At 56.6% G+C, this 19,926-nt stretch carries 19 protein-coding genes; 12 read left to right on the forward strand and 7 right to left on the reverse strand.

Annotation, left to right across the window (positions count from 1 at the left end):
- Positions 1 to 91: 91 nt before the first annotated feature.
- On the reverse strand, positions 92 to 736 hold the full coding sequence (locus AC5EFR_RS20000; protein ID WP_493577501.1) for a carbonic anhydrase: 645 nt from the start codon (positions 734 to 736) through the stop codon (positions 92 to 94).
- Positions 737 to 893: 157 nt separating this feature from the next.
- Between AC5EFR_RS20000 and AC5EFR_RS20005 the strand changes: the two genes are divergently transcribed.
- The 4 genes from AC5EFR_RS20005 (at position 894) to speB (ending at position 4,694) form a co-directional block, all read left to right on the forward strand.
- A complete protein-coding gene (locus AC5EFR_RS20005) occupies positions 894 to 1,274 on the forward strand; it encodes a hypothetical protein (RefSeq protein ID WP_299926612.1) in 381 nt (126 codons plus the stop codon).
- A gap of 96 nt (positions 1,275 to 1,370) precedes the next feature.
- Positions 1,371 to 2,756, forward strand: coding sequence for a leucyl aminopeptidase family protein (locus AC5EFR_RS20010; RefSeq protein ID WP_493577502.1), 1,386 nt, complete (start codon positions 1,371 to 1,373; stop codon positions 2,754 to 2,756).
- A complete protein-coding gene (locus AC5EFR_RS20015) occupies positions 2,756 to 3,613 on the forward strand; it encodes a C40 family peptidase (RefSeq protein ID WP_493577503.1) in 858 nt (285 codons plus the stop codon). Before AC5EFR_RS20010 ends, AC5EFR_RS20015 begins: the two co-directional genes overlap by 1 nt.
- Before the next feature lie 124 nt (positions 3,614 to 3,737).
- On the forward strand, positions 3,738 to 4,694 hold the full coding sequence (gene speB / locus AC5EFR_RS20020) for an agmatinase (protein WP_493577504.1): 957 nt from the start codon (positions 3,738 to 3,740) through the stop codon (positions 4,692 to 4,694).
- Here the strand turns inward: speB and AC5EFR_RS20025 are convergent, their stop codons facing one another.
- From AC5EFR_RS20025 to paaZ, 3 genes are read right to left on the reverse strand one after another with little or no spacing between them, the layout of a single operon-like run.
- Positions 4,695 to 5,036 (reverse strand): DUF2794 domain-containing protein, encoded by a 342-nt coding sequence (locus tag AC5EFR_RS20025; protein WP_493577505.1) that lies wholly within the window; start codon positions 5,034 to 5,036, stop codon positions 4,695 to 4,697.
- Between the two features lie 39 nt (positions 5,037 to 5,075).
- The gene (locus AC5EFR_RS20030) at positions 5,076 to 5,864 is read right to left on the reverse strand and encodes a PaaX family transcriptional regulator C-terminal domain-containing protein (protein ID WP_493577506.1); all 789 of its coding nucleotides are present in this window, start codon (positions 5,862 to 5,864) and stop codon (positions 5,076 to 5,078) included.
- Between the two features lie 40 nt (positions 5,865 to 5,904).
- Positions 5,905 to 7,917 carry a phenylacetic acid degradation bifunctional protein PaaZ gene (paaZ, locus tag AC5EFR_RS20035; protein WP_493577507.1) on the reverse strand — a complete coding sequence of 671 codons (2,013 nt, stop codon included), beginning with the start codon at positions 7,915 to 7,917 and terminating at the stop codon, positions 5,905 to 5,907.
- A gap of 126 nt (positions 7,918 to 8,043) precedes the next feature.
- Here paaZ and paaI point away from each other — a divergent pair, with 126 nt between their 5' ends.
- The 7 genes from paaI (at position 8,044) to AC5EFR_RS20070 (ending at position 15,537) form a co-directional block, all read left to right on the forward strand.
- Positions 8,044 to 8,481: a hydroxyphenylacetyl-CoA thioesterase PaaI gene (gene paaI / locus AC5EFR_RS20040; protein ID WP_493577508.1), complete on the forward strand. Its 438-nt coding sequence runs from the start codon at positions 8,044 to 8,046 to the stop codon at positions 8,479 to 8,481.
- Positions 8,474 to 9,664 (forward strand): 3-oxoadipyl-CoA thiolase, encoded by a 1,191-nt coding sequence (pcaF, locus tag AC5EFR_RS20045; protein WP_493577509.1) that lies wholly within the window; start codon positions 8,474 to 8,476, stop codon positions 9,662 to 9,664. The genes paaI and pcaF overlap by 8 nt, the downstream gene beginning before the upstream one ends.
- Positions 9,665 to 9,696: 32 nt before the next feature.
- On the forward strand, positions 9,697 to 11,001 hold the full coding sequence (gene paaK, locus AC5EFR_RS20050) for a phenylacetate--CoA ligase PaaK (protein ID WP_493577510.1): 1,305 nt from the start codon (positions 9,697 to 9,699) through the stop codon (positions 10,999 to 11,001).
- A gap of 115 nt (positions 11,002 to 11,116) precedes the next feature.
- A complete protein-coding gene (locus AC5EFR_RS20055; protein WP_493577511.1) occupies positions 11,117 to 11,686 on the forward strand; it encodes a TetR/AcrR family transcriptional regulator in 570 nt (189 codons plus the stop codon).
- A 173-nt stretch (positions 11,687 to 11,859) separates the two neighbouring features.
- Positions 11,860 to 13,005, forward strand: a complete 1,146-nt coding sequence (locus AC5EFR_RS20060) for a phosphoserine transaminase (protein ID WP_493577512.1) — start codon at positions 11,860 to 11,862, stop codon at positions 13,003 to 13,005.
- 69 nt (positions 13,006 to 13,074) lie between these two features.
- Positions 13,075 to 14,673 carry a phosphoglycerate dehydrogenase gene (gene serA, locus AC5EFR_RS20065; RefSeq protein WP_493577513.1) on the forward strand — a complete coding sequence of 533 codons (1,599 nt, stop codon included), beginning with the start codon at positions 13,075 to 13,077 and terminating at the stop codon, positions 14,671 to 14,673.
- Between the two features lie 105 nt (positions 14,674 to 14,778).
- Complete coding sequence (locus tag AC5EFR_RS20070; RefSeq protein WP_493577514.1) at positions 14,779 to 15,537, forward strand: metallophosphoesterase family protein; 759 nt, start codon at positions 14,779 to 14,781, stop codon at positions 15,535 to 15,537.
- Here AC5EFR_RS20070 and AC5EFR_RS20075 read toward each other — a convergent pair.
- Entirely contained in the window at positions 15,445 to 17,208 is a 1,764-nt protein-coding gene (locus tag AC5EFR_RS20075) for a SulP family inorganic anion transporter (RefSeq protein WP_493577515.1), read from the reverse strand. The two genes, AC5EFR_RS20070 and AC5EFR_RS20075, sit on opposite strands and share 93 nt — an antisense overlap.
- A 346-nt stretch (positions 17,209 to 17,554) precedes the next feature.
- Here AC5EFR_RS20075 and AC5EFR_RS20080 point away from each other — a divergent pair, with 346 nt between their 5' ends.
- Positions 17,555 to 18,919, forward strand: a complete 1,365-nt coding sequence (locus AC5EFR_RS20080; protein ID WP_493577516.1) for a sensor histidine kinase — start codon at positions 17,555 to 17,557, stop codon at positions 18,917 to 18,919.
- A 12-nt stretch (positions 18,920 to 18,931) separates the two neighbouring features.
- On the opposite strand, the gene rpmE is transcribed toward AC5EFR_RS20080, so the two are convergent.
- Both rpmE and rplS read right to left on the reverse strand, forming a co-directional pair.
- Positions 18,932 to 19,153: a 50S ribosomal protein L31 gene (rpmE, locus tag AC5EFR_RS20085; RefSeq protein ID WP_299926560.1), complete on the reverse strand. Its 222-nt coding sequence runs from the start codon at positions 19,151 to 19,153 to the stop codon at positions 18,932 to 18,934.
- Positions 19,154 to 19,164: 11 nt separating this feature from the next.
- Complete coding sequence (gene rplS, locus AC5EFR_RS20090) at positions 19,165 to 19,545, reverse strand: 50S ribosomal protein L19 (protein WP_493577517.1); 381 nt, start codon at positions 19,543 to 19,545, stop codon at positions 19,165 to 19,167.
- Positions 19,546 to 19,926 lie beyond the last annotated feature (381 nt).

Raw genomic sequence — 19,926 nt, forward strand, 5'->3', positions numbered from 1 at the left:
GTTCGATCCGCTAGGGGAAACCCTATCGCGACTCCTGATCTTTCGAAACCGGGGAAACGGGGCGATCCATTCCCCCGGAAATATTCCAAAGCTACAGCGGGTTAAATTCCCCTGTTTTCGGGTCGTACCCTTCGAGGCCGCCCGCTCCGATGTCGGTCCAAAGACCGTGCAGGGACAAGTTGTTGGCCGCGACAGCCTTTTGAACAAAAGGGAATGTCATGAGGTTGTTCAACGACACCAGGATGGATTCCTTTTCCAAGGCCCGCGCCTGTTCTTCAGGGGCGACGTCTTTTATCTGTTCGTAGCCGGGACGCAAAATATCCATCCAACGTCCAACAAAGGATGTCTTTTCCTCTAGATGAGGGGCCTTGCCGCTGCACATGTCTAGACACCCCTGCACACCGCCACATTGCGAATGGCCCAAGACTATTACATGCGCAACTTTCAGAGCCGTGACAGCGTATTCTAATGCGGCTGATGTACCGTGTTGCTTTCCGTCGGGTTGGTACGGCGGAACAAGGTTGGCAATATTGCGGTGCAAGAAGAACTCGCCCTGATCCGCGCCAAAGAGCGATGTCGCGTGGACACGAGAATCACAGCAGCTGATCACCATGGCGCGCGGATGTTGCCCCTCGGCAAGTTTGCGAAACCAAGCGCTATTGTCTGCATACTCTGTCGCTTTCCAACCTTTGTAGCGTCTCACCAGGTACTCAGGCAAAGGGTGCACATGTTCCATCCGAACCTCCATCTCGAAAGTGTTTCGACGTAACTAAAGAGGATTCGCAGGAAATTCGAGAGAAAAGACGCATAAATAGAGTTTTGGGAATAACCTTTTGGGAACTGACATCTGCAAGATTGTTTCAGCCGTGGGGGCAGTAATAATGGGGTGAGATGTGAAAGAGGTAACGTACCTCGCGCCGATGGAACGGCCGAGCATGAATGCAGATCAAATCGAAACGCTTTGCGCAGATTTGGGGCCACATGCCGCCGAAGACGTCATTTGTCGCGCGATGGAAGAGCTGGCGCATAGGTTATGCGCTTTACAGGAAATGGCCGTGCATGGTCCGCGTGAGGATTTGCACAAAGGGCTGCGCGCGCTAAGCGCCATTGCAGATCAGATTGGCATGGTGGGCCTGTCTGATGTTGCACGCGACGTGATCAATTGCCTAGAGCTGGGTGATTTGGTTGCAGAAGCCGCGACGCTAGCGCGTTTGGCCCGTATCGGAGAACGGTCTTTAACTGCAATGTGGGATCACAATGACCTACTTGGTTGATCCGCTTGACGGATAGGTGACGATCAATGTGGTTGGCCCCTTGCGGTTGGCTATAGGAAAGTTAGGCTGGGGCGTGCTTTGATTTAGGGACGCCCCATGCCACTCAAGTTTTCAGCCGCGACAGATGCGGCCCTGCCACTACATGTTTTGTCTAGCGACGACCTTGATGTTTGGCTGCCTGACCAACCTGACAACGTTCAAACTTGGGTTAAATCCAGTGGATTTTCCGGGGCTATTGGATCAGCTTTAATGATTCCGGGCGAGAATGGCGCGCCGGTTGCAGCTTTGGCTGGATATGGCACAGAGGTACAGCGCAAACGCCGCCGATTTGTTCTAGCAGCAGCTGTGCCAAACTTGGCCCCGGGGGTTTACCGCCTTGAGGGCGGTTTACCAGTTGATGAATTGCAAACAGAAACACTAGGTTGGTTGCTTCAATCCTATCGGTTTGAGCGATATAAATCGCAATCCGGTGCCGCGCGAGACTTGATTGCGCCAAAGGGAGTTAATGCGGCGTCTGTTGAGGTCTTGGCTGAGGCTGAAGCCCTGACACGGGATCTCATCAACACCCCTGCTGCCGATATGGGGCCGGAAGCGCTTGAGGCTGCGGCGCTGGATTTGGCGACCCGGCATAGCGCCAAAATCGAAGTCACATCGGGCGACGCATTGTTGGAACAAAATCTTCCGATGATCCATGCGGTAGGGCGCGCCGCAGAACAAGAGCCGCGCCTGATTGATATACGTTGGGGCGATGCTGGGCCTCGTCTGACACTGGTCGGCAAAGGGGTTTGCTTTGACACCGGTGGGTTGAACCTCAAGCCCGGGGCCTCAATGGGCCTAATGAAAAAAGACATGGGCGGCGCGGCGAATGTACTCGGGCTGGCGCATATGATCATGCAATCTGGGCTGGCCGTCCAATTGCGTGTTCTTATCCCCGCCGTTGAGAATGCCGTTGCTGGTAATAGTTTTCGCCCCGGTGATATCCTGACATCGCGCAAAGGCTTGACGGTTGAGATCAACAATACCGATGCCGAAGGGCGTTTGGTGTTGGCCGATGCTTTGGCTTTGGGTGACGAAGAAAAACCCGACCTGATGATTTCTATGGCAACCCTGACCGGCGCGGCGCGTGTTGCCGTTGGCCCGGATTTGGCCCCGTTCTATTGTGACGATGACACGCTTGCCTTGGAGCTGGCTGGACAGGGAACCGGCGCAGCAGATCCCTTGTGGCGCATGCCGTTTTGGGACCCCTACGAGGCGATGATCGAACCCGGCATTGCCGACCTTGATAATGCGCCGGCGGGCGGTTTCGCAGGAAGCATCACCGCCGCTCTTTTCCTGCGCCGGTTCGTGGATCAGGCGCATAATTATGTACATTTTGACATTTACGGGTGGCAGCCAAAACCCGAACCGGGTCGGAGCAAAGGCGGCCTTGGTCAAGGCAGCCGCGCTATTTTCGCCGCGTTGCCCAAGGCCTTGCGGCTGTGATGGACCGCCGCCTAACCCCGAGCAATGGCCGCGTCGCGCATGTGTCTTTGCGCGGCAAGGTTGAGGTCGACAAGTTCGTTGACGGGGAGCCACATCGTGTCCGAAGCGAAGTCGCGGATCTGTTGTCAGCGAAAGGCAACCGCGACCGTCAACTCTTGCGTGGTGAAACGTTTACGGTTTTGGATATCGAAGGCTCCAAGGTTTTTGGGTTTGCAGAGCGGGATGGCTATGTCGGCTGGCTACAAGCCGATGATGTGATTGCCGCGCCTAATACTTCCCCGACACACACAGTCTGTGTAGCGCGTAGCTATGCCAAATCGACGCCGGGTTTGAAAACCATGGGAGAGGTTACGCCTCTGCCCTTTGGGGCGGCATTCACCGTTATCGATCAATCGGATGGATGGGCGAAGGTTGCGATTTCTCAGGGTCTCATTCCTCGAGATGGGTTTGTCCCTGCCAACCACCTGTGTGCCGCGGATCACCAGTTTGGCGACCCAGTCAAAGTTGCCCAATTGTTTCTTGGATCACCCTACCTTTGGGGCGGGAATTCATCCTTTGGCATAGATTGCTCAGGCCTTGTTCAGGCGGCTTTACTGGCATGTGGTCGTCCGTGTCCCGGCGACAGTGATCAGCAAGAGCAAGCCTTGGGTGAAACGCTTGTGCCGGGAACCGCCTCAAAGCGCGGGGATTTGTTCTTTTGGAAGGGGCATGTGGCCATGGCTGTGGACAGTGAGACGCTTATCCATGCGAATGCCCACCATATGGCCGTGGCCTATGAGCCGATCCAAGATGCAATTTCACGCATAGCTGAGCAAGGTGATGGCCCGGTCACGCGCCGTGCCCGGATTATGATGTGAGCAACATCGCGGCACGCGCGACCAAATTCCTTGCAAGGAATTTGCAAATCTTTTGAGAAAAGATTTAGGCTTGCCTCACCGGCAAAGCCTGCAATCATAGATGTGTTCAGACAAAAGGTGCCCCATGACATCCGATCCGTTTTTCCACCCGATCTCGGGGTTTGATTTGCCGCGCTTTGCGGGGGTGCCGACATTTATGCGCCTACCTCATGTCGCCCCCGATCACCCACGCTTTGGTGACGTCGATGTTGGCTTGGTCGGCGTACCTTGGGACAGTGGCACAACCAATCGACCCGGTCCGCGGCACGGCCCGCGTCAACTTCGCGATGCCTCAACCATGATCCGTGCCCAGCACTCGGTGTCGGGGATGCGTCCGTTTGAGATGGTGAATTGCGCCGATCTGGGGGATGTCGGGCCAAACCCGGCGGATATTCAGGATAGCATGGCGCGGATCACAGCGTTTTATGATCAACTGGTCGGCAATGGCATCCGGCCTCTGACGGCCGGTGGGGATCATCTGACCTCGCTTCCCGTTTTGCGCGCTTTGGCCAAAGATGGCTCCTTGGGCATGGTGCATTTTGACAGCCACACCGACCTGTTCCATTCCTATTTTGGCGGAACGATGTATACACACGGCACGCCGTTTCGCCGGGCCGTTGAAGAAGGGCTTTTAGACCCCAAGCGCATCGTACAAATCGGTATTCGTGGCACGATGTATGATAGTGAAGATCGCGATTTTGCCGCCGCCAATGGCATTCGCATCATTACGATCGAAGAGTTTTTTGCCCGTGGTGTTCCCGATGTGATGTCCGAGGCGCGTGACATCGTTGGGCAAAAGCCGACCTATATTAGTTACGACATTGATTTCGTTGACCCGACCTTTGCGCCCGGAACGGGAACACCCGAAGTCGGTGGCCCGAATAGTTTTCAGGCGCTGCAAGTGTGCCGCGAGCTTTATGGGTTGAACATTGTCGGTGCCGATATGGTCGAGGTGTCGCCGCCCTTTGATGAAGGCGGCGGAACCGCGTTCTTGGGTGTTTCCGTCATGTTTGAACTGCTTTGCGCGATGCTGTCGCGCTGATTACTTCACTGCGCGGATGAGTTTACGCTCAAGAACGCGCAGTACAGCTTTCAGGTCATGGCCACGTTTCAACACCTGGCCGTCGGCCCCGAAAATCGCGTACTCGCCCTGTTTGTTGCGCAGCTTTGGCCGCTTTTCGATGCGATAAAGCGGATGTTCAGCGGTGCGTTGGAAGACAGAGAAAACGGCGACGTCGCGCAAGGTCGATATGCCATAGTCCCGCCATTCGCCCGCGGCGACCATGCGGCCATAGAGGGACATGATCACCCCCAATTCGGGGCGTTGGAAGGCGACGACCTCGTTGCTTTTGGGGCCGCCAGGAAAAGGTGTCAGACTGTTCATATCTCAAGGTTGCGCTGTTTTACGTTAGGATCAAGTGAATTACGCCTGACCAAATCGTTTTGCGAGGGCGGGCGTGGCGTTGGGCATGGCGGGCATATCCCCTTGGGCAAGGTCGAGCCATTGTTCAGCCATGGGTGTCAAACGCGCATAGGCATCGGCCACGGCGCGGTGAATGTCACCCGGTGCAAAATCCGCAGGGGTTAGCTCGGCGGGGACTTCGGGGTGACGCAAAACCAAACGCCGCCAGCGGTGGATAAGCAACGTGCGCGCGGCGGCGGCGCCTATCGGGTCTGGGTCAAGTCCTGCAAGGGTCGCGAGGTCATCGGCTAGCTTACCAAGCGCGGCCACATGATCGGATGCCAAGTTGTTCCAGATGTCATCGGCGCTGTTTTTGGACAGGCTGCCGGTGATTTGGAAACCGGATGTTGTGACTTTGGACGGTGAAAGCCAGCCGCCTGCAACCCGGAGCGCGCCGGCAACTTCTTGCGTCGAAAAGGTCCAGTCCGCAACGGGGCCGTTGCGCGGTGCCGCATAGATGCGGGCCGTTGCGGGGCCGAACTGTGCGGTGCCGGATGGGGTTAGCGCGTAACTGCTTGTGCGACCGGATTTGCGGCCCTCGACCCAGCCATCACGCGACAATCGCGATAGCGACGTGCGCAGCGCCCCGGATTCAATGCCAATCCGGCCCAACAACCGGTTCAAACGCACCGCAGGAACCCGCCCGCCGCGCAACTGAACGCTATCGCCAAAAACGGTAATGACAAGCGACCAAACACGGGGTCGCCCGTCGGAATGTAGGGTGTCGATCAGGGGTTGAAGCGGATCCATACCCCTGAGTCTAAAGGCTTGTTGCCCATGTGCAACCGCGTTAGCGCTCGTATGAGACCATGGTGAGCAATTCATACTGCGCCACCTGCTCCGCGTCCTGATTGAACAGGGTCACATTCCACGCCACTTCGCCATATTCGTCGGTGCGCTGTGTCTTGCGCTTGGCAGTTAGGCGCACATGAACGGTGTCGCCGGGGCTTACTGGCTTTTGAAAGCTCAGGCTGTTCAAACCGGTATTGGCCAGAACCGGGCCGGGGTCCGGTTGAACAAACAGACCGGCGGCAAAGCTAAGCAGCAGATAGCCATGCGCCACACGACCGGGAAAGAACGGGTTGGCCTTGGCCGCGTCGTCATCCATATGCGCGTAAAACGTATCACCGGTGAAATGAGCGAATTTTTCGATATCGGCCAAGGTGACTTCGCGCGGATCGGTGACAATGGTTTCACCAATCTCAATCTCGCGGAAGGTGCGTTGGAAGGGATGATCCGGGCCGGTTATCTGCTTGGACCCCGGCACCCATTGGCCGGTGATCGCGGTCAAAACATCCGGGCCGCCTTGGATGGCGGTGCGTTGCATGTAGTGCAATACGCCGCGCACCCCGCCAAGCTCTTCGCCGCCACCGGCGCGACCGGGGCCGCCATGGACAAGATGGGGAAGGGGGGAGCCGTGGCCGGTGCCTTCGCCCATGCTAGCACGGTCGCTGATGTACAAACGGCCATGCCACGCGGCGCTAGATAGGGTCACGTCGCGTGCAACCTGTGGGTCATGCGTGATGAGCGATGCAACAAGAGAGCCTTGGCCACGATTGGCGAGTTCCGCTGCATGCGCTGTGTCGCGATAAGGCAGCAGCGTCGACACCGGGCCAAAGGCCTCGATCGCATGGATATTTTGCGCACCGTCCGGATCGGCGCAACGGAATAACATCGGGGCAAGGAAGCCGGGGCCATCGGGCACGTCAAAGGCGTTTTGGTCAAGAACCTGTTCGGCCTCGGTGCCAATCATCGCCGCCTTTTCAAGCACATCTGCCCGTTGCCCGCCGGAAACCAATGCCCCCATACGCGCGTCGCCCGCCGGGTCACCAATGGTGATCTTCTTGAGCCGTTCAGACAGGGCTTCGGTGACGGCATCCATCTGACCTTCGGGAACAATCATCCGACGAATAGCGGTACATTTTTGCCCGGCCTTGGTGGTCATCTCCGATGCGGCTTGCTTGATGAACAGGTCAAACTCGGGTGTTCCAGCAACGGCATCAGGGCCAAGAATCGAGGCGTTAAGGCTGTCTTGTTCCGCCGTGAAGCGGGTGGAATTGCGCATGATGTTGGGATTGCTGCGCAGTTTGAACGCAGTATCAGCCGAACCGGTAAAGGCCACCACGTCCTGTGGGCCGAGACGGTCCAGAAGATCGCCGGTGCCGCCAACGATGAGCTGCAACGCGCCGTCTGGTAAAATGCCCGACTCGACGATCATCCGCACACAGGCTTCTGTTAAAAAACAGGTCTGCGTGGCGGGTTTCACGATAGCGGGCACGCCAGCCAACAGAGTCGGTGCCAGCTTTTCCAACATCCCCCAAACCGGGAAGTTGAAGGCGTTGATATGTACCGCAACCCCTTGCAATGGCGTCGCAATATGCTGGGCCAAAAAGGTGCCCTTGCGCGAAACCTGTTCGATATCGCCATCAACGTAAACATGCCCATCTGGCATTTCGCGTCGACCTTTTGAGGCGATAACCATCATGGTGATGATACCGCCATCAATGTCGATGCCGCCATCCTTGCGCGTTGCCCCGGTCAGCGGGTTGATCGCATAAAGCTCTTCTTTGCGTGTATCGAGGTAGATTGCCAAGGCTTTGAGCATTTTGGCACGCTGATGGAAGGTCATCGCACGCAATGCTGGGCCGCCAACCTGTGTGGCGTGGGTGATCATCGCCCCAAAATCCAACTCGCTGCCGCCGGCGCGGGCTATTGCCGCACCGTTGACTGGGCTGATGATGTTTTTGGCCGATGCGCCGGGGGTGATCCAGCGCCCATAGGCAAAGCTATTTGGTTCCAGCATTCTGTGTCCTCCGCAATTGGCCTTATCCGGGGCCGTGTTGCGGTGCACCATGGTCCAAACAAAAACAGAAATCAACATACTTGACCGCGCGGTCGGCTTTGTGCATCGTGGCGACAGGAGGACATCATGACACCACAAGAGCGCGCCGAGCGGTCGGCCGAGGCCATGTGGGCCACGGATACGGCCAGTCAAAACCTTGGGATGCGGATCGACGAGGTCGGTCCGGGGCGGGCGGTGTTGTCGATGATTGTTCGACCCGAATTCTTGAACGGTCATGGTTCGTGCCATGGCGGGTTCATCTTTACGCTGGCCGATAGCGCCTTTGCTTTTGCCTGCAATAGCTACAACGAAATCACGGTTGGGCAGGAATGTCAGGTGACCTATCTCCTGCCGGGCAAGGCCGGTGAGAGGCTGACCGCGACGGCGATCGAGCAAGCCAAGCCGGGCCGATCTGGCGTTTATGACGTCACGGTCACGGGCGAGGATGATCGCAAGGTGGCGTTGATGCGGGGTTTGTCCCGCACCGTCAAAGGAAATCACTTTCAGGAGAGTTTAGATGCGTGAAGCATGGCTTTGTCAGGGCAGCAGAACACCTATTGGCCGCTATGGTGGAGCTTTGTCTTCGGTGCGCCCGGATGATTTACTGGCTGGTGTGATGCGCGCCGTTGTGCCCGAAGGTCTCCCGATTGATGAGGTCATCATGGGCTGTGCCAACCAAGCGGGCGAAGACAACCGCAACGTGGCACGCATGTCGGCATTGCTGGCCGGATTAGGTGAGGACGTGCCGGGTGTCACCGTCAATCGGCTCTGTGGATCGGGCCTTGATGCGGTGATGATGGCGGCACGGGCGGTCAAATGCGGCGAGGCCGAGGTGGTTTTGGCGGGGGGCGTCGAAAGCATGTCGCGCGCGCCTTTTGTGCAAGGCAAAGCCACCAGCGCCTTTTCCCGTCAGGCTGAAATCCATGACACAACTATCGGATGGCGGTTCATCAACAAGCAGATGAAGGCGCAATACGGCGTCGATTCCATGCCGGAAACCGCCGAGAATGTCGCCGAAGACTTCAACATTTCACGGGCTGATCAGGACGCATTTGCCTATCGCTCGCAAGAAAAAGCAGCGGCGGCGATAGCCTCGGGGCGTTTGGCGCGGGAAATCACTCCGGTGAGCATTCCCCAGCGCAAAGGCGACCCTATTGTTGTGGATACGGATGAGCATCCGCGCCTGACATCTTTGGAAAAGCTGGCCAGCTTGCGCGCCCCGTTTCGCGATGGCGGTAGTGTGACGGCGGGAAATGCTTCGGGTGTGAATGACGGCGCGGCCGCTTTGATTATCGCCTCGCCAGAAGCGGCAGAGAAACATGGGCTAACCCCGGTTGCCCGTATTCTGGGTGGTGCGACGGCGGGGTTGCCACCACGGATCATGGGCTTTGGCCCGGCCCCGGCCTCGAAAAAGCTGTTGGATCGGTTGGGTTTGAATATCGGCCAGATGGACTCAATTGAGCTCAACGAAGCCTTTGCATCGCAAGGTCTCGCGGTCATGCGTGACCTTGGGCTAGCGGATGATGCGGCGCATGTGAACCCGAACGGCGGCGCGATTGCGCTGGGCCATCCCTTGGGGATGTCGGGTGCGCGCTTGGCGCTGACGGCGGGCCATACGTTGCAGGAGACCGGTGGGAAATATGCACTCTGCACCATGTGTATTGGTGTGGGGCAGGGGATTGCTTTGGTGATGGAACGCCTGAGCTAAAGACATATCGGCAAGTCGGAGGAGGACGCGCCATGGAGGATCTGACACCTCGCAAAGAGAATCTGGACCCGATTGAAATCGCTTCACGCGATGAGATTTCTGCGTTGCAGTTAGAACGGATGAAATGGTCGCTGCGGCACGCCTATGAGAATGTACCGCATTATAAGAAGGCGTTTGACGATGCCGGTGTGCATCCGGATGATCTCAAAACGCTTTCGGATTTGGCCAAGTTTCCGTTCACCGTAAAAGGCGATCTGCGGGCGAATTACCCATTTGGGATGTTCGCCGTGCCGCGCGAACAGGTGATCCGCGTGCATGCGTCTTCGGGCACGACGGGCCAGCCAACGGTTGTGGGCTATACCCGCGATGACCTTGATATGTGGGGGTCGGTTGTGGCGCGCTGTTTGCGGGCCTCGGGGTTGCGTCCTGGTGATGTGCTGCACAATGCCTATGGATATGGCTTGTTTACCGGCGGTCTTGGTGTCCATGGCGGGGCCGAGAAACTTGGTCTAACAACGGTGCCAATTTCGGGTGGGATGACTCAACGCCAAGTTCGATTGATCGAGGATTTCGGTGCAACCGGTATGACGGTCACGCCATCCTATGCGCTGTCGATTATCGACGAATACGCCGCGCAGGGGCTGGACCCACGCAAAAGCCCGCTCAAGGTTGGGATTTTCGGGGCGGAACCCTGGACTAACGCCATGCGTCTTGAGATCGAAGAGGCCTTTGATATGCACGCGGTGGATATTTATGGGCTGTCTGAAGTCATCGGTCCCGGTGTCGCCAACGAATGTGTGGAAACCAAAGATGGGCTGCATATTTGGGAGGATCATTTCTATCCTGAGATCATCAACCCGGAGACCGGTGAGGTGGTAGAAGATGGCGAAATGGGCGAGTTGGTCTTTACCTCGCTGACCAAACAAGCGTTTCCAATCATCCGCTATCGGACACGCGATTTGACACGGCTTTTGCCGGGAACGGCGCGGTCAATGCGGCGGATGGAAAAGGTAACGGGACGCAGTGATGACATGATCATTTTGCGCGGCGTCAACGTCTTCCCGACCCAGATCGAAGAGCAATTGATGCAGGTGGCGTCGCTTGCTCCGCACTTCCAGCTTGAGCTGAACCGAGTGGGGCACAAGGATGAGATGCGGGTCAAGGTTGAGACACTACCTGATACGGTGGAGCTTGGTGATATGGCCGGTAAAGAGCTGGCGGCCAAGGTCAAACAGGTGGTTGGTATATCGGTCAAGGTTGACGTGGATTCGCCCGGTGGCGTGGCACGTAGCCAAGGCAAAGCGGTGCGGATTGTCGACAATCGGCCCAAGGATTGACGGGACGGGGTGACGCTTGCTCGCGTGCGAGCGCCGCCCCACCCACCGTCCCATCAAGCGCTTTTCAAATTGGGGGGCGCTGGGTAGAGACCGACCCGCCAACAGAGGACATAAAATGCCGCGCGGAATAGCCCGAAACCATGACGAAAAACGTGAGGCCCTGCGCAAAGGGGCCGCGGCCTATTTTGCGCGGCACGGGTTTGATCGTGCGTCGATGAATGGAGCCGCGCGGGAAATCGGTGTCTCCAAGGCGTTGATTTACCATTATCACGACAGCAAAGAGGCTCTTTTGTTCGACATTCTTGAGGCGCATTTGACCGATTTGGTAAGCGTTGTCGAAGACAGTGCGCCCAAGGGCCTGCGTGCCCTTATCGCCGCAATTCTGGATTCCTATGAAGATGCAGATGCGGAACACAAGCTGCAGCTCGAATCATTGTCTGCGCTTCCATCCGATATGCAGGCCCCTCTTTTGGCGGCGCAGCGCTATCTTGTTGAGGCGATGAGTGTCGCAATTGAAGCGGTCAAGCCGGGGATGGACCCCGAGCGATTGAGGGCCGCGACCATGACGGTGTATGGCATCCTCAATTGGTTTTACATGTGGCACCGGCCGGGAAAAGGCCTTTCTCGTCAAGAGTATGCAGAGCTAGCAGCCGATTTTGTCGAGGGTGGATTGGCGCGGCTTTGATCCGTGTTAACGGCGGCTTCATGTTTCCGATCCGCTCCAACAGATTTCCTCCATAAGTCGAAAACGGCCATTTTCCGCAATTTTCCGACTTGCGTGATCGCAAGGCGACGGATAGGTCCGGCAGTGGGACACCCTTCCCCAACGAAGGGCGATTATCTGTAAGGATAGCATCAATGGCTATGACTAAACCTGCCGCGCGGCCGGCTAACCCGCGTTTTTCTTCCGGCCCCTGCGCCAAAATCCCCACATTCTCGCTGGATAAACTTGCTGACGCGCCTTTGGGTCGCTCGCACCGTGCCGCAATTGGCAAATCCAAGCTGAAAGCCGCGATCGAAGAGACGCGCGAGCTTCTGGGCATCCCCGCTGATTATAAAATCGGTATCGTTCCTGCGTCCGACACTGGCGCGATGGAAATGGCGATGTGGTCGATGCTCGGTGCACGCAAGGCCGAGATGGTGGCTTGGGAAAGCTTTGGCTCTGGCTGGGTCACCGATGTTGTCAAACAGCTGAAAATCGACGCCGAGGTCAAAACCGCCGATTACGGTGAGATCGTCGATTTCGCGACCATCGACTTTAACAATGACGTTGTCTTTACTTGGAACGGCACCACCTCGGGTGTGCGGGTTCCAAATGGCGATGCGATCCCGGCAGACCGCGACGGTCTGACCATCTGCGACGCCACATCGGCGGCCTTCGCGATGGACCTGCCTTGGGACAAACTGGATGTAACCACCTTCTCTTGGCAGAAAGTTCTGGGTGGCGAAGCGGCACACGGCGTGCTGATCCTGTCCCCACGCGCTGTAGAGCGTCTCGAAAGCTACACACCCGCTTGGCCGCTGCCAAAAATCTTCCGCCTGACCAAAGGTGGCAAGCTGATCGACGGTATCTTTACCGGTGCGACGATCAACACACCGTCGATGCTTTGCGTCGAAGATTACTTGGTTGCGCTGGATTGGGCGCGGTCTGTTGGCGGCCTCAAGGGTCTGATCAATCGCGCCGAAGCCAATGCCAAAGCCGTTTGGGATTTCTGTGAAGCGCGTGATTGGATCGCCAACCTTGCGATTGATCCGGCGACACGGTCGAACACATCGGTCTGCCTGAAGTTCACAGATGACCGCATCAAAGACGGTGCCGCCTTTGCCAAAGCGATCGCCAAGCGGCTTGAGGCCGAAGGTGTTGCGTTGGACGTAGGTGCCTATCGCGATGCGCCTGCCGGTCTGCGCATCTGGTGTGGTGGCACAATCGAGACCGCCGACATTGAGGCGATGTTGCCTTGGCTCGAATACGCCTTTGCCGCCGAAATCGACGCGCAAGCCTAAGACATTCTGGTGAAAACGCGGGGCCCCATGCGCGGCCCCGTTCCCTCCCTATATTCAAGGACCACTATCATGGCCCCCAAAGTTCTCGTCTCCGACAAACTCTCCGAAACCGCCGTTCAGATTTTCCGCGATCGCGGCATCGACGTTGATTTCATGCCCGAACTGGGCAAAGACAAAGAAAAGCTGGCAGAAATCATCGGTCAGTACGACGGTCTTGCCATTCGCTCGGCGACCAAGGCCACGGCTGCTCTGCTTGAAAAAGCCGACAACCTGAAAGTCATCGGACGCGCCGGTATCGGCACCGACAACGTTGACAAAGAAGCCTCGTCCAAAAAGGGCGTGATCGTGATGAACACGCCGTTTGGCAACATGATCACTACAGCCGAGCACGCTATCGCGATGATGTTCGCCGTGGCCCGCCAGATCCCAGAGGCATCGGAATCTACCCATGCCGGTAAATGGGAAAAGTCCAAGTTCATGGGTGTTGAGCTAACCAACAAAACGCTGGGCGTTATTGGTGCGGGCAACATTGGTGGCATCGTTTGTGATCGTGCGCGCGGCCTCAAGATGAAGGTCATCGCTTATGATCCCTTCCTCTCGGACGAAAAAGCCGAAAAAATGCACGTTGAAAAGGTTGAGCTGGACGACCTGCTGAGCCGCTCTGATTTCATCACCCTGCATGTTCCGTTCATTGCCGGTGTGACCGAAAACATCCTGAGCGCTGAGAACCTTGCCAAAACCAAGAAAGGCGTGCGCATCATCAACTGTGCCCGCGGTGGTCTGGTTGACGAAGAGGCGCTGGCCGAGCTGCTGAAATCCGGTCACGTTGCCGGTGCGGCCTTTGACGTGTTCAAGGAAGAGCCCGCCAAAGAGAACGCCTTGTTCAACCTGCCCAACGTTGTCTGCACCCCGCACCTTGGTGCGGCGACAACCGAAGCCCAAGAAAACGTAGCCCTTCAGGTTGCCGACCAAATGTCGAACTACCTGCTGACCGGTGCGGTTGAAAACGCGCTGAACATGCCGTCTGTGACCGCCGAAGAAGCCAAGGTTATGGGTCCATGGATCAAACTGGCCGAGCATCTCGGCGCATTCGCCGGTCAGATGACCGACGAGCCGATCAAAGCCATCAATATCCTCTATGACGGCGTTGCCGCTGAAATGAACCTTGAGGCACTGAACTGTAGCGCCATTGCCGGGATCATGAAAAAGGCCAACCCTGATGTGAACATGGTCTCGGCCCCTGTTGTCGCCAAAGAGCGCGGCATTCAGATCAGCACGACCAACCAAGACAAGGCAGGCACCTTTGACGGCTATATCAAGATCACTGTTGTGACCGACGATATGGAGCGTTCGGTGGCCGGGACTGTGTTTAGCGACGGCAAACCGCGCTTTATCCAGATCAAAGGCATCAATATCGACGCCGAAGTTGGCGCGCATATGCTTTACACCACCAACAAGGACGTGCCGGGCATCATCGGTACCTTGGGCCAGACAATGGGCGAACACGGCGTGAATATCGCCAACTTTACCCTTGGCCGCTCCGAAGTGGGCGGTGGTGCAATTGCGCTGCTTTATGTCGATGCGCCGGTTCCGGCGGATGTGATCGCCAAGCTGGGCGACACGGGCATGTTCAAACAGGTCAAACCGCTGCAGTTTGACGTCGCCTAGTCCAAGCTTTCAAAGCGCCGCCCTAACCGGGGCGGCGTTTTTCTTTGCATATTCTTTTCCGCTAATTTAACCGCAGCCCATAGTCACATTTTTAAGGGGCGGCCTATGTCTGATCCTGTTTTTGTTGTCGGTGACATTCACGGGCAAATTGACCAACTCGACATGGCGCTAGAGAGCATTGCGCGGGATGCCTGTGCCAGTGCGCCCATTGTGTTTGTTGGCGATTACATTGATCGCGGACCCGATAGTCAGGCGGTCTTGAAAACGCTGATGCAGGGGCAGGCCAGTGGCAAGGATTGGACCTGTCTGCTTGGCAATCACGATGACTATATGGTGCGGTTTTTGGGAGCGACCCCTGACTTGCCAAAGGATGGTAGTCGAACCCGCTGGTTTCTTCCCAAGATCGGCGGGTTGGAAACCTTAGCGTCATATGGTGTGGACGTGCGTGCCAGCGATAGCAACGTAGACATTCGCGAAAAAGCGATGCGCGCCATTCCTCAAGAACATGTAGATTGGCTTGCCAGTTTGCCGCGCCTTTACGAAACCGCTGACCATATTTTTGCTCATGCCGGTATTCGTCCCGGTGTTCCTCTTGATCATCAAGACCCCGAGGATCTGATCTGGATTCGGGGTGATTTTCTGGATGATCCGCGCGACCATGGCCGTCTCGTGGTGCATGGTCACACAGCCATCGAAATGCCCAAGCATCGTGGCAACCGTGTCAATGTGGATGGCGGTGCGGGCTTTGGTCGCCCGCTCTACCCGGTGCTTTTACTCGGCAACGAGGCCTTCTTGCTTGGCCCCTTTGGGCGCACCCGCCTTGATCCGCTGCCCCAGAGCGATCCAGGCGTCATACTGACATAGGAACACCTCGCCGGTGAGCTCGTCCAAAAAGTGAGACCGCTTGAGACGATCCATCACCGGGCCTTTGACCTCGGTCAGATGCAGCTTGATCGACATTTCCTCCAACCGACGGTTCAGTTCCTCAAGCGTTTCAAGCGCGCTCATATCGACCTCGTTCACAGCCGGGAACATCAGCACCACATGCGACACCTCCGCGTCTCCGGCGATGCGGTTAAGAACGTAATCCTCAAGGAATCGGGCATTGGCGAAATAGAGGCTTTCATCGACCCGCAAGGTTACGATCTGCGGGTCGGTTTCGACCTCATGACGCAGAATGTTGCGGAAATGCTGGGTTCCGGGAACAAGGCCGACCTCGGCCACATGCGGGCGCGATGTTTTGTATAGATGGAGCGCAATCGACAGGATCACACCGGCGGAGACGCCCGTTTCAACACCAAACCCAAGGGTCAAAATGATCGTTGCGGCGACGGCGGCGAAATCGACTTTGGAATAGCCCCAGGCTTTTTTCAGGATCGAAAAGTCGACCAAGCTTAGCACTGCGACGATGATCGTTGCAGCCAGTGTTGCGTTGGGGAGAAAGTACAAGAGGGGCGTCAACAAAAGCGCGGCAAGCGCGATGCCAATGGCGGTATAGGCCCCGGCAGCTGGCGTTTCCGCCCCAGCGTCAAAGTTGACGACAGAGCGGGCAAATCCGCCGGTGACGGGATACCCACCGCTTATCGAGGCCGCGACGTTTGACGCCCCAAGGCCGATCAATTCTTGATCCGGGTCGATCCGTTGACGTTTCTTGGCCGCCAAAGTTTGCGCCACGGACACGCTTTCGACAAACCCAATGACCGATATGAGCAGCGCCGACAGAAATAGTTGGCTCCATAGATCGGGGGACAAACTTGGTGCGCTAAGGGGGGGGAGGCCCATGGGGACTTCACCAACGATTTTGACGCCATGGGCGTTTAGCCCAAACAGCCATGTGACTACAACCGTGGCGACCACCGCGGCGACCGGTCCTGCCTTGGTCAAGACATCCGCCATGCGCGGGGTCAGCCCTTTGGACAGCAGCAAAGGTTTGAGCCCTTTGCGCACCCAGAACAGGAAGCTAACGGCTGCGACACCGATCAACACCGTAAACACGTTTGTTTGCCCCAAATGGGCCCACAGATCGCCCAAGACCTGTGGCAAGGTGTGTCCATGCACCTCGACCCCAAAGATGTGTTTCAGCTGGGAGGCGGCGATCAACAAACCAGACGCCGTTATGAACCCGGCAATGACGGGATGGCTTAGGAAGTTTGCGAGGAAACCCAACCGCAACACGCCCATAGCAAGCAGGATCACGCCCGAGATAAATGCCAATGTGATAGCCGCCATAGCGATCTGAGCGGGGTCGGATAGACCGAGATTGCCAATCGCGGCGACTGTCATGAGTGATACCACAGCCACCGGCCCCACGGACAACGCCCGGCTTGTGCCGAAAATCGCATAGGCGATCAAAGGCAGGATCGACGCATAAAGCCCCATTTCTGCCGGTAATCCCGCTAGCAAGGCATAGGCCAGTGATTGCGGGATCAGCATGATGGTTACAATGACCGCGGCGACCATGTCGGACGTCGCGGTATCGCGGTCATAGGTTTTGGCCCATGTCAGAATCGGGAAATAGCGGGCAAATCTTTGCATGAAGCAATCCTTTGTGGCCGGGGGCCTTGCGGGTTGCGTTATATATATTCTAAATATTGAATTTGTGAAGGGGTTTATTTTCCTCTCCCAGGTTCAAGGCCTGAATAGGTAAACAACAGCCATTCGATTTCGCCCGGAACGCAGAATTCCGGAACCTTAACGGTCGCGTCGATGACAGGAGCGAGCGATTAACCTTAAACTGTTTGCCAGTATTGCGATGGCTAGGTACCATTGAAATATTATTGCTTAAACCAAGCTGCAAAAGGTACATAGTCATTCGTTACCGGGTCTTGTTTTGCGGCGACCACTCTAAACCTACTAGCTCAGGATCGGCCCGAATTACGGAATGACAACGGAACACCGGCAAGAAATCGACAGGTTGATTCAAGTCGAATACGGCGAAGCACCTGAATTGGCTTTGCGGCTTTTTGGTGTGCCTTTTGGCTCGCTCATATTGTTTCTCTATACCGGTTGGACCGCGACGTGGTTCTGGCCGCTCGGTTTCTTTTTGGCCCATGGCATGTACTACGGGTACTTAAAAACCCGCAGCGAAGACTGTGGTCTTGCGGAGGTTCGGGCCGCATCTGGTTTCTTTTTGGTGGTGATGTCATCATTTTTGTGGATGCCGGCAGTTATGGCGGCCCAAAGCGATATCAATCTGGTTTTCGCTGGCTCTACCCTATTGGCAACGGCCCTGGTGTTTTTGGTTCGGCGTGGCGACACGATACGCTTTTTGGTTTGGGGCGAAATTGCAGTCGTCTGTGCCATGTATGTTGCTGTTTTCTGGTACCGACCTCCGGCTGAAAACCTGTTGGCGAAATGGGGCGGGATTGTCACCAACTTCATCCTGGTTGGTTATCTTGCGCAGGCGCTGGTTATGGCACGCAAGGCGAAACTTGCAGAGTTGGAGGCGGTCGAACGTGCTGTGCAGGAGCAGAAAATGGCCGCGATTGGTGAACTGGCAGGCGGCGTTGCCCATGATTTCAACAACACCCTAACGGCGATTTTGGGCAATCTCGAACTCTGTCGGGAACTGCCTGATCAGGCAGAACGTGACGCCGCATTTGACGATGCTTTTGATGCCGCCAAACGTGCAGAAGCCGTTGTGAAACAGCTGCTTATCTATTCTCGCAAAGCCCCGTCTTTCCGTACGGATTTGGACCTATCCCAAACCGTTCCAAGAATGATGGAGCTCGCTCAACGTTTGATCCCTGACAATATCGTTGTGATAACAGAAATGAGTGACAGGCCTCTCGGCGTGCGGGTTGATGAAACGCAGCTGATGACAGCCTTGATTAATCTGGTTGTGAATGCCGTGGATGCGATGCCAGACGGCGGGACTTTAACCGTTCGTACCGCATTTAGACGTGCGGACGCGGATTTGGGCATGGTGGATGGCGCTGGCGTGGCGGTGGGGCCGTATGCGGTGGTCGAAGTTGGGGATACGGGGACTGGAATTGCCAGTCGCGACATCAGCAAAGTTGTTCAACCCTTCTATTCGGCCAAGGTACGTGGCAAGGGGACGGGCCTTGGGTTGCCGATGGTATTGGGGTTCACGCGCATTCATGCCGGAGGCTTGCGAGTCATGAGCCCTAGGCCCGGTGACGTCGGTGGTACTCAGGTCGAAATTTGGCTTCCCTGCCTTGGCACCAGTCGTCAAGCACCGGATGCAAAAATGCCGCCCCGAGGGGCGGCATTTGAAACGGCTTGAAGGTAAAAAGGCTTAGAAGCCAAGACCTTCGTATTTCTTTTTGAACTTGGAAACGCGACCACCTTGGTCGAGGAGACGAGAGTTGCCGCCTGTCCAAGCTGGGTGCACGGTCGGGTCGATATCAAGCGACAGCTGGTCGCCTTCTTTGCCCCAAGTGGTGCGTGTTTCGAAAGTCGAACCATCGGTCATTTTGACGGTGATGATGTGATACTCGGGATGCAAATCTTTTTTCATCTCGTCGATCCTTACGCTTTGGCCTTGAGGGGCTTGTAAGTGGTGTCTTCTGCGATACGGGCGGACTTACCGCGGCGCGAGCGCAGGTAGTAGAGTTTGGCGCGACGGACGCGGCCACGGCGAACAACTTCGATCGATTCGATGTTGGTCGAGTACAGAGGGAACACACGTTCCACACCTTCGCCGAACGAGATTTTACGAACGGTGAAAGAACCGGCTATCCCCTTGCCATTCTTACGAGAAATGCAAACACCCTCGTAGTTCTGGATACGGCTACGGGTGCCTTCTGTTACTTTGAAGCCTACGCGAATGGTGTCGCCGGCTTTAAAATCGGGGATGTCTTTCCCCAGCGCAGCAACTTGCTCCGCTTCGAGCTGTGCGATCAGATCCATCTGATCTCTCCTTCATGTACGTCGCGGTTTGCCCGCGGATAATGTCCGGCCAGAGCTTTGATCCCAAAAGGAAAAAAGATACACCAGCTGTTCTTTGTTTGTCTGGGGCCCCAGATGAGGACCCCGGATATCCTACGAACTCGAGTCGCCCCGATGCCGTTAAGATGCGCCCGTATAGGCCGCAGACCCCTTTAAAGCAAGGGTGAAATGCCCGTTTGGCGACCAAAGCGTTCGCATCGTTAACTCCGTTGCGTGGGCCCGTTTTCCCCGACCAATCCGTTCGATTCCAGCGGGGTTTGGGGGAGATTGCCCCAGAGTGTTTTCGGCCATCTGCGACACCCAATTGACCAATCCGCCCGATTCGACCCGAGTTTGGTACAG

The organism is Pelagimonas sp., from assembly GCF_058892305.1.

Excerpts from the sequence above, each read along its gene's own strand:
- AC5EFR_RS20000 (WP_493577501.1), bottom strand. The coding sequence starts at position 736 with ATGGAACATGTGCACCCTTTGCCTGAGTACCTGGTGAGACGCTACAAA.
- AC5EFR_RS20010 (WP_493577502.1), top strand. The coding sequence starts at position 1,371 with ATGCCACTCAAGTTTTCAGCCGCGACAGATGCGGCCCTGCCACTACAT.
- AC5EFR_RS20015 (WP_493577503.1), top strand. The coding sequence starts at position 2,756 with ATGGACCGCCGCCTAACCCCGAGCAATGGCCGCGTCGCGCATGTGTCT.
- speB (WP_493577504.1), top strand. The coding sequence starts at position 3,738 with ATGACATCCGATCCGTTTTTCCACCCGATCTCGGGGTTTGATTTGCCG.
- AC5EFR_RS20025 (WP_493577505.1), bottom strand. The coding sequence starts at position 5,036 with ATGAACAGTCTGACACCTTTTCCTGGCGGCCCCAAAAGCAACGAGGTC.
- AC5EFR_RS20030 (WP_493577506.1), bottom strand. The coding sequence starts at position 5,864 with ATGGATCCGCTTCAACCCCTGATCGACACCCTACATTCCGACGGGCGA.
- paaZ (WP_493577507.1), bottom strand. The coding sequence starts at position 7,917 with ATGCTGGAACCAAATAGCTTTGCCTATGGGCGCTGGATCACCCCCGGC.
- paaI (WP_493577508.1), top strand. The coding sequence starts at position 8,044 with ATGACACCACAAGAGCGCGCCGAGCGGTCGGCCGAGGCCATGTGGGCC.
- pcaF (WP_493577509.1), top strand. The coding sequence starts at position 8,474 with ATGCGTGAAGCATGGCTTTGTCAGGGCAGCAGAACACCTATTGGCCGC.
- paaK (WP_493577510.1), top strand. The coding sequence starts at position 9,697 with ATGGAGGATCTGACACCTCGCAAAGAGAATCTGGACCCGATTGAAATC.
- AC5EFR_RS20055 (WP_493577511.1), top strand. The coding sequence starts at position 11,117 with ATGCCGCGCGGAATAGCCCGAAACCATGACGAAAAACGTGAGGCCCTG.
- AC5EFR_RS20060 (WP_493577512.1), top strand. The coding sequence starts at position 11,860 with ATGGCTATGACTAAACCTGCCGCGCGGCCGGCTAACCCGCGTTTTTCT.
- serA (WP_493577513.1), top strand. The coding sequence starts at position 13,075 with ATGGCCCCCAAAGTTCTCGTCTCCGACAAACTCTCCGAAACCGCCGTT.
- AC5EFR_RS20070 (WP_493577514.1), top strand. The coding sequence starts at position 14,779 with ATGTCTGATCCTGTTTTTGTTGTCGGTGACATTCACGGGCAAATTGAC.
- AC5EFR_RS20075 (WP_493577515.1), bottom strand. The coding sequence starts at position 17,208 with ATGCAAAGATTTGCCCGCTATTTCCCGATTCTGACATGGGCCAAAACC.
- AC5EFR_RS20080 (WP_493577516.1), top strand. The coding sequence starts at position 17,555 with ATGACAACGGAACACCGGCAAGAAATCGACAGGTTGATTCAAGTCGAA.
- rpmE (WP_299926560.1), bottom strand. The coding sequence starts at position 19,153 with ATGAAAAAAGATTTGCATCCCGAGTATCACATCATCACCGTCAAAATG.
- rplS (WP_493577517.1), bottom strand. The coding sequence starts at position 19,545 with ATGGATCTGATCGCACAGCTCGAAGCGGAGCAAGTTGCTGCGCTGGGG.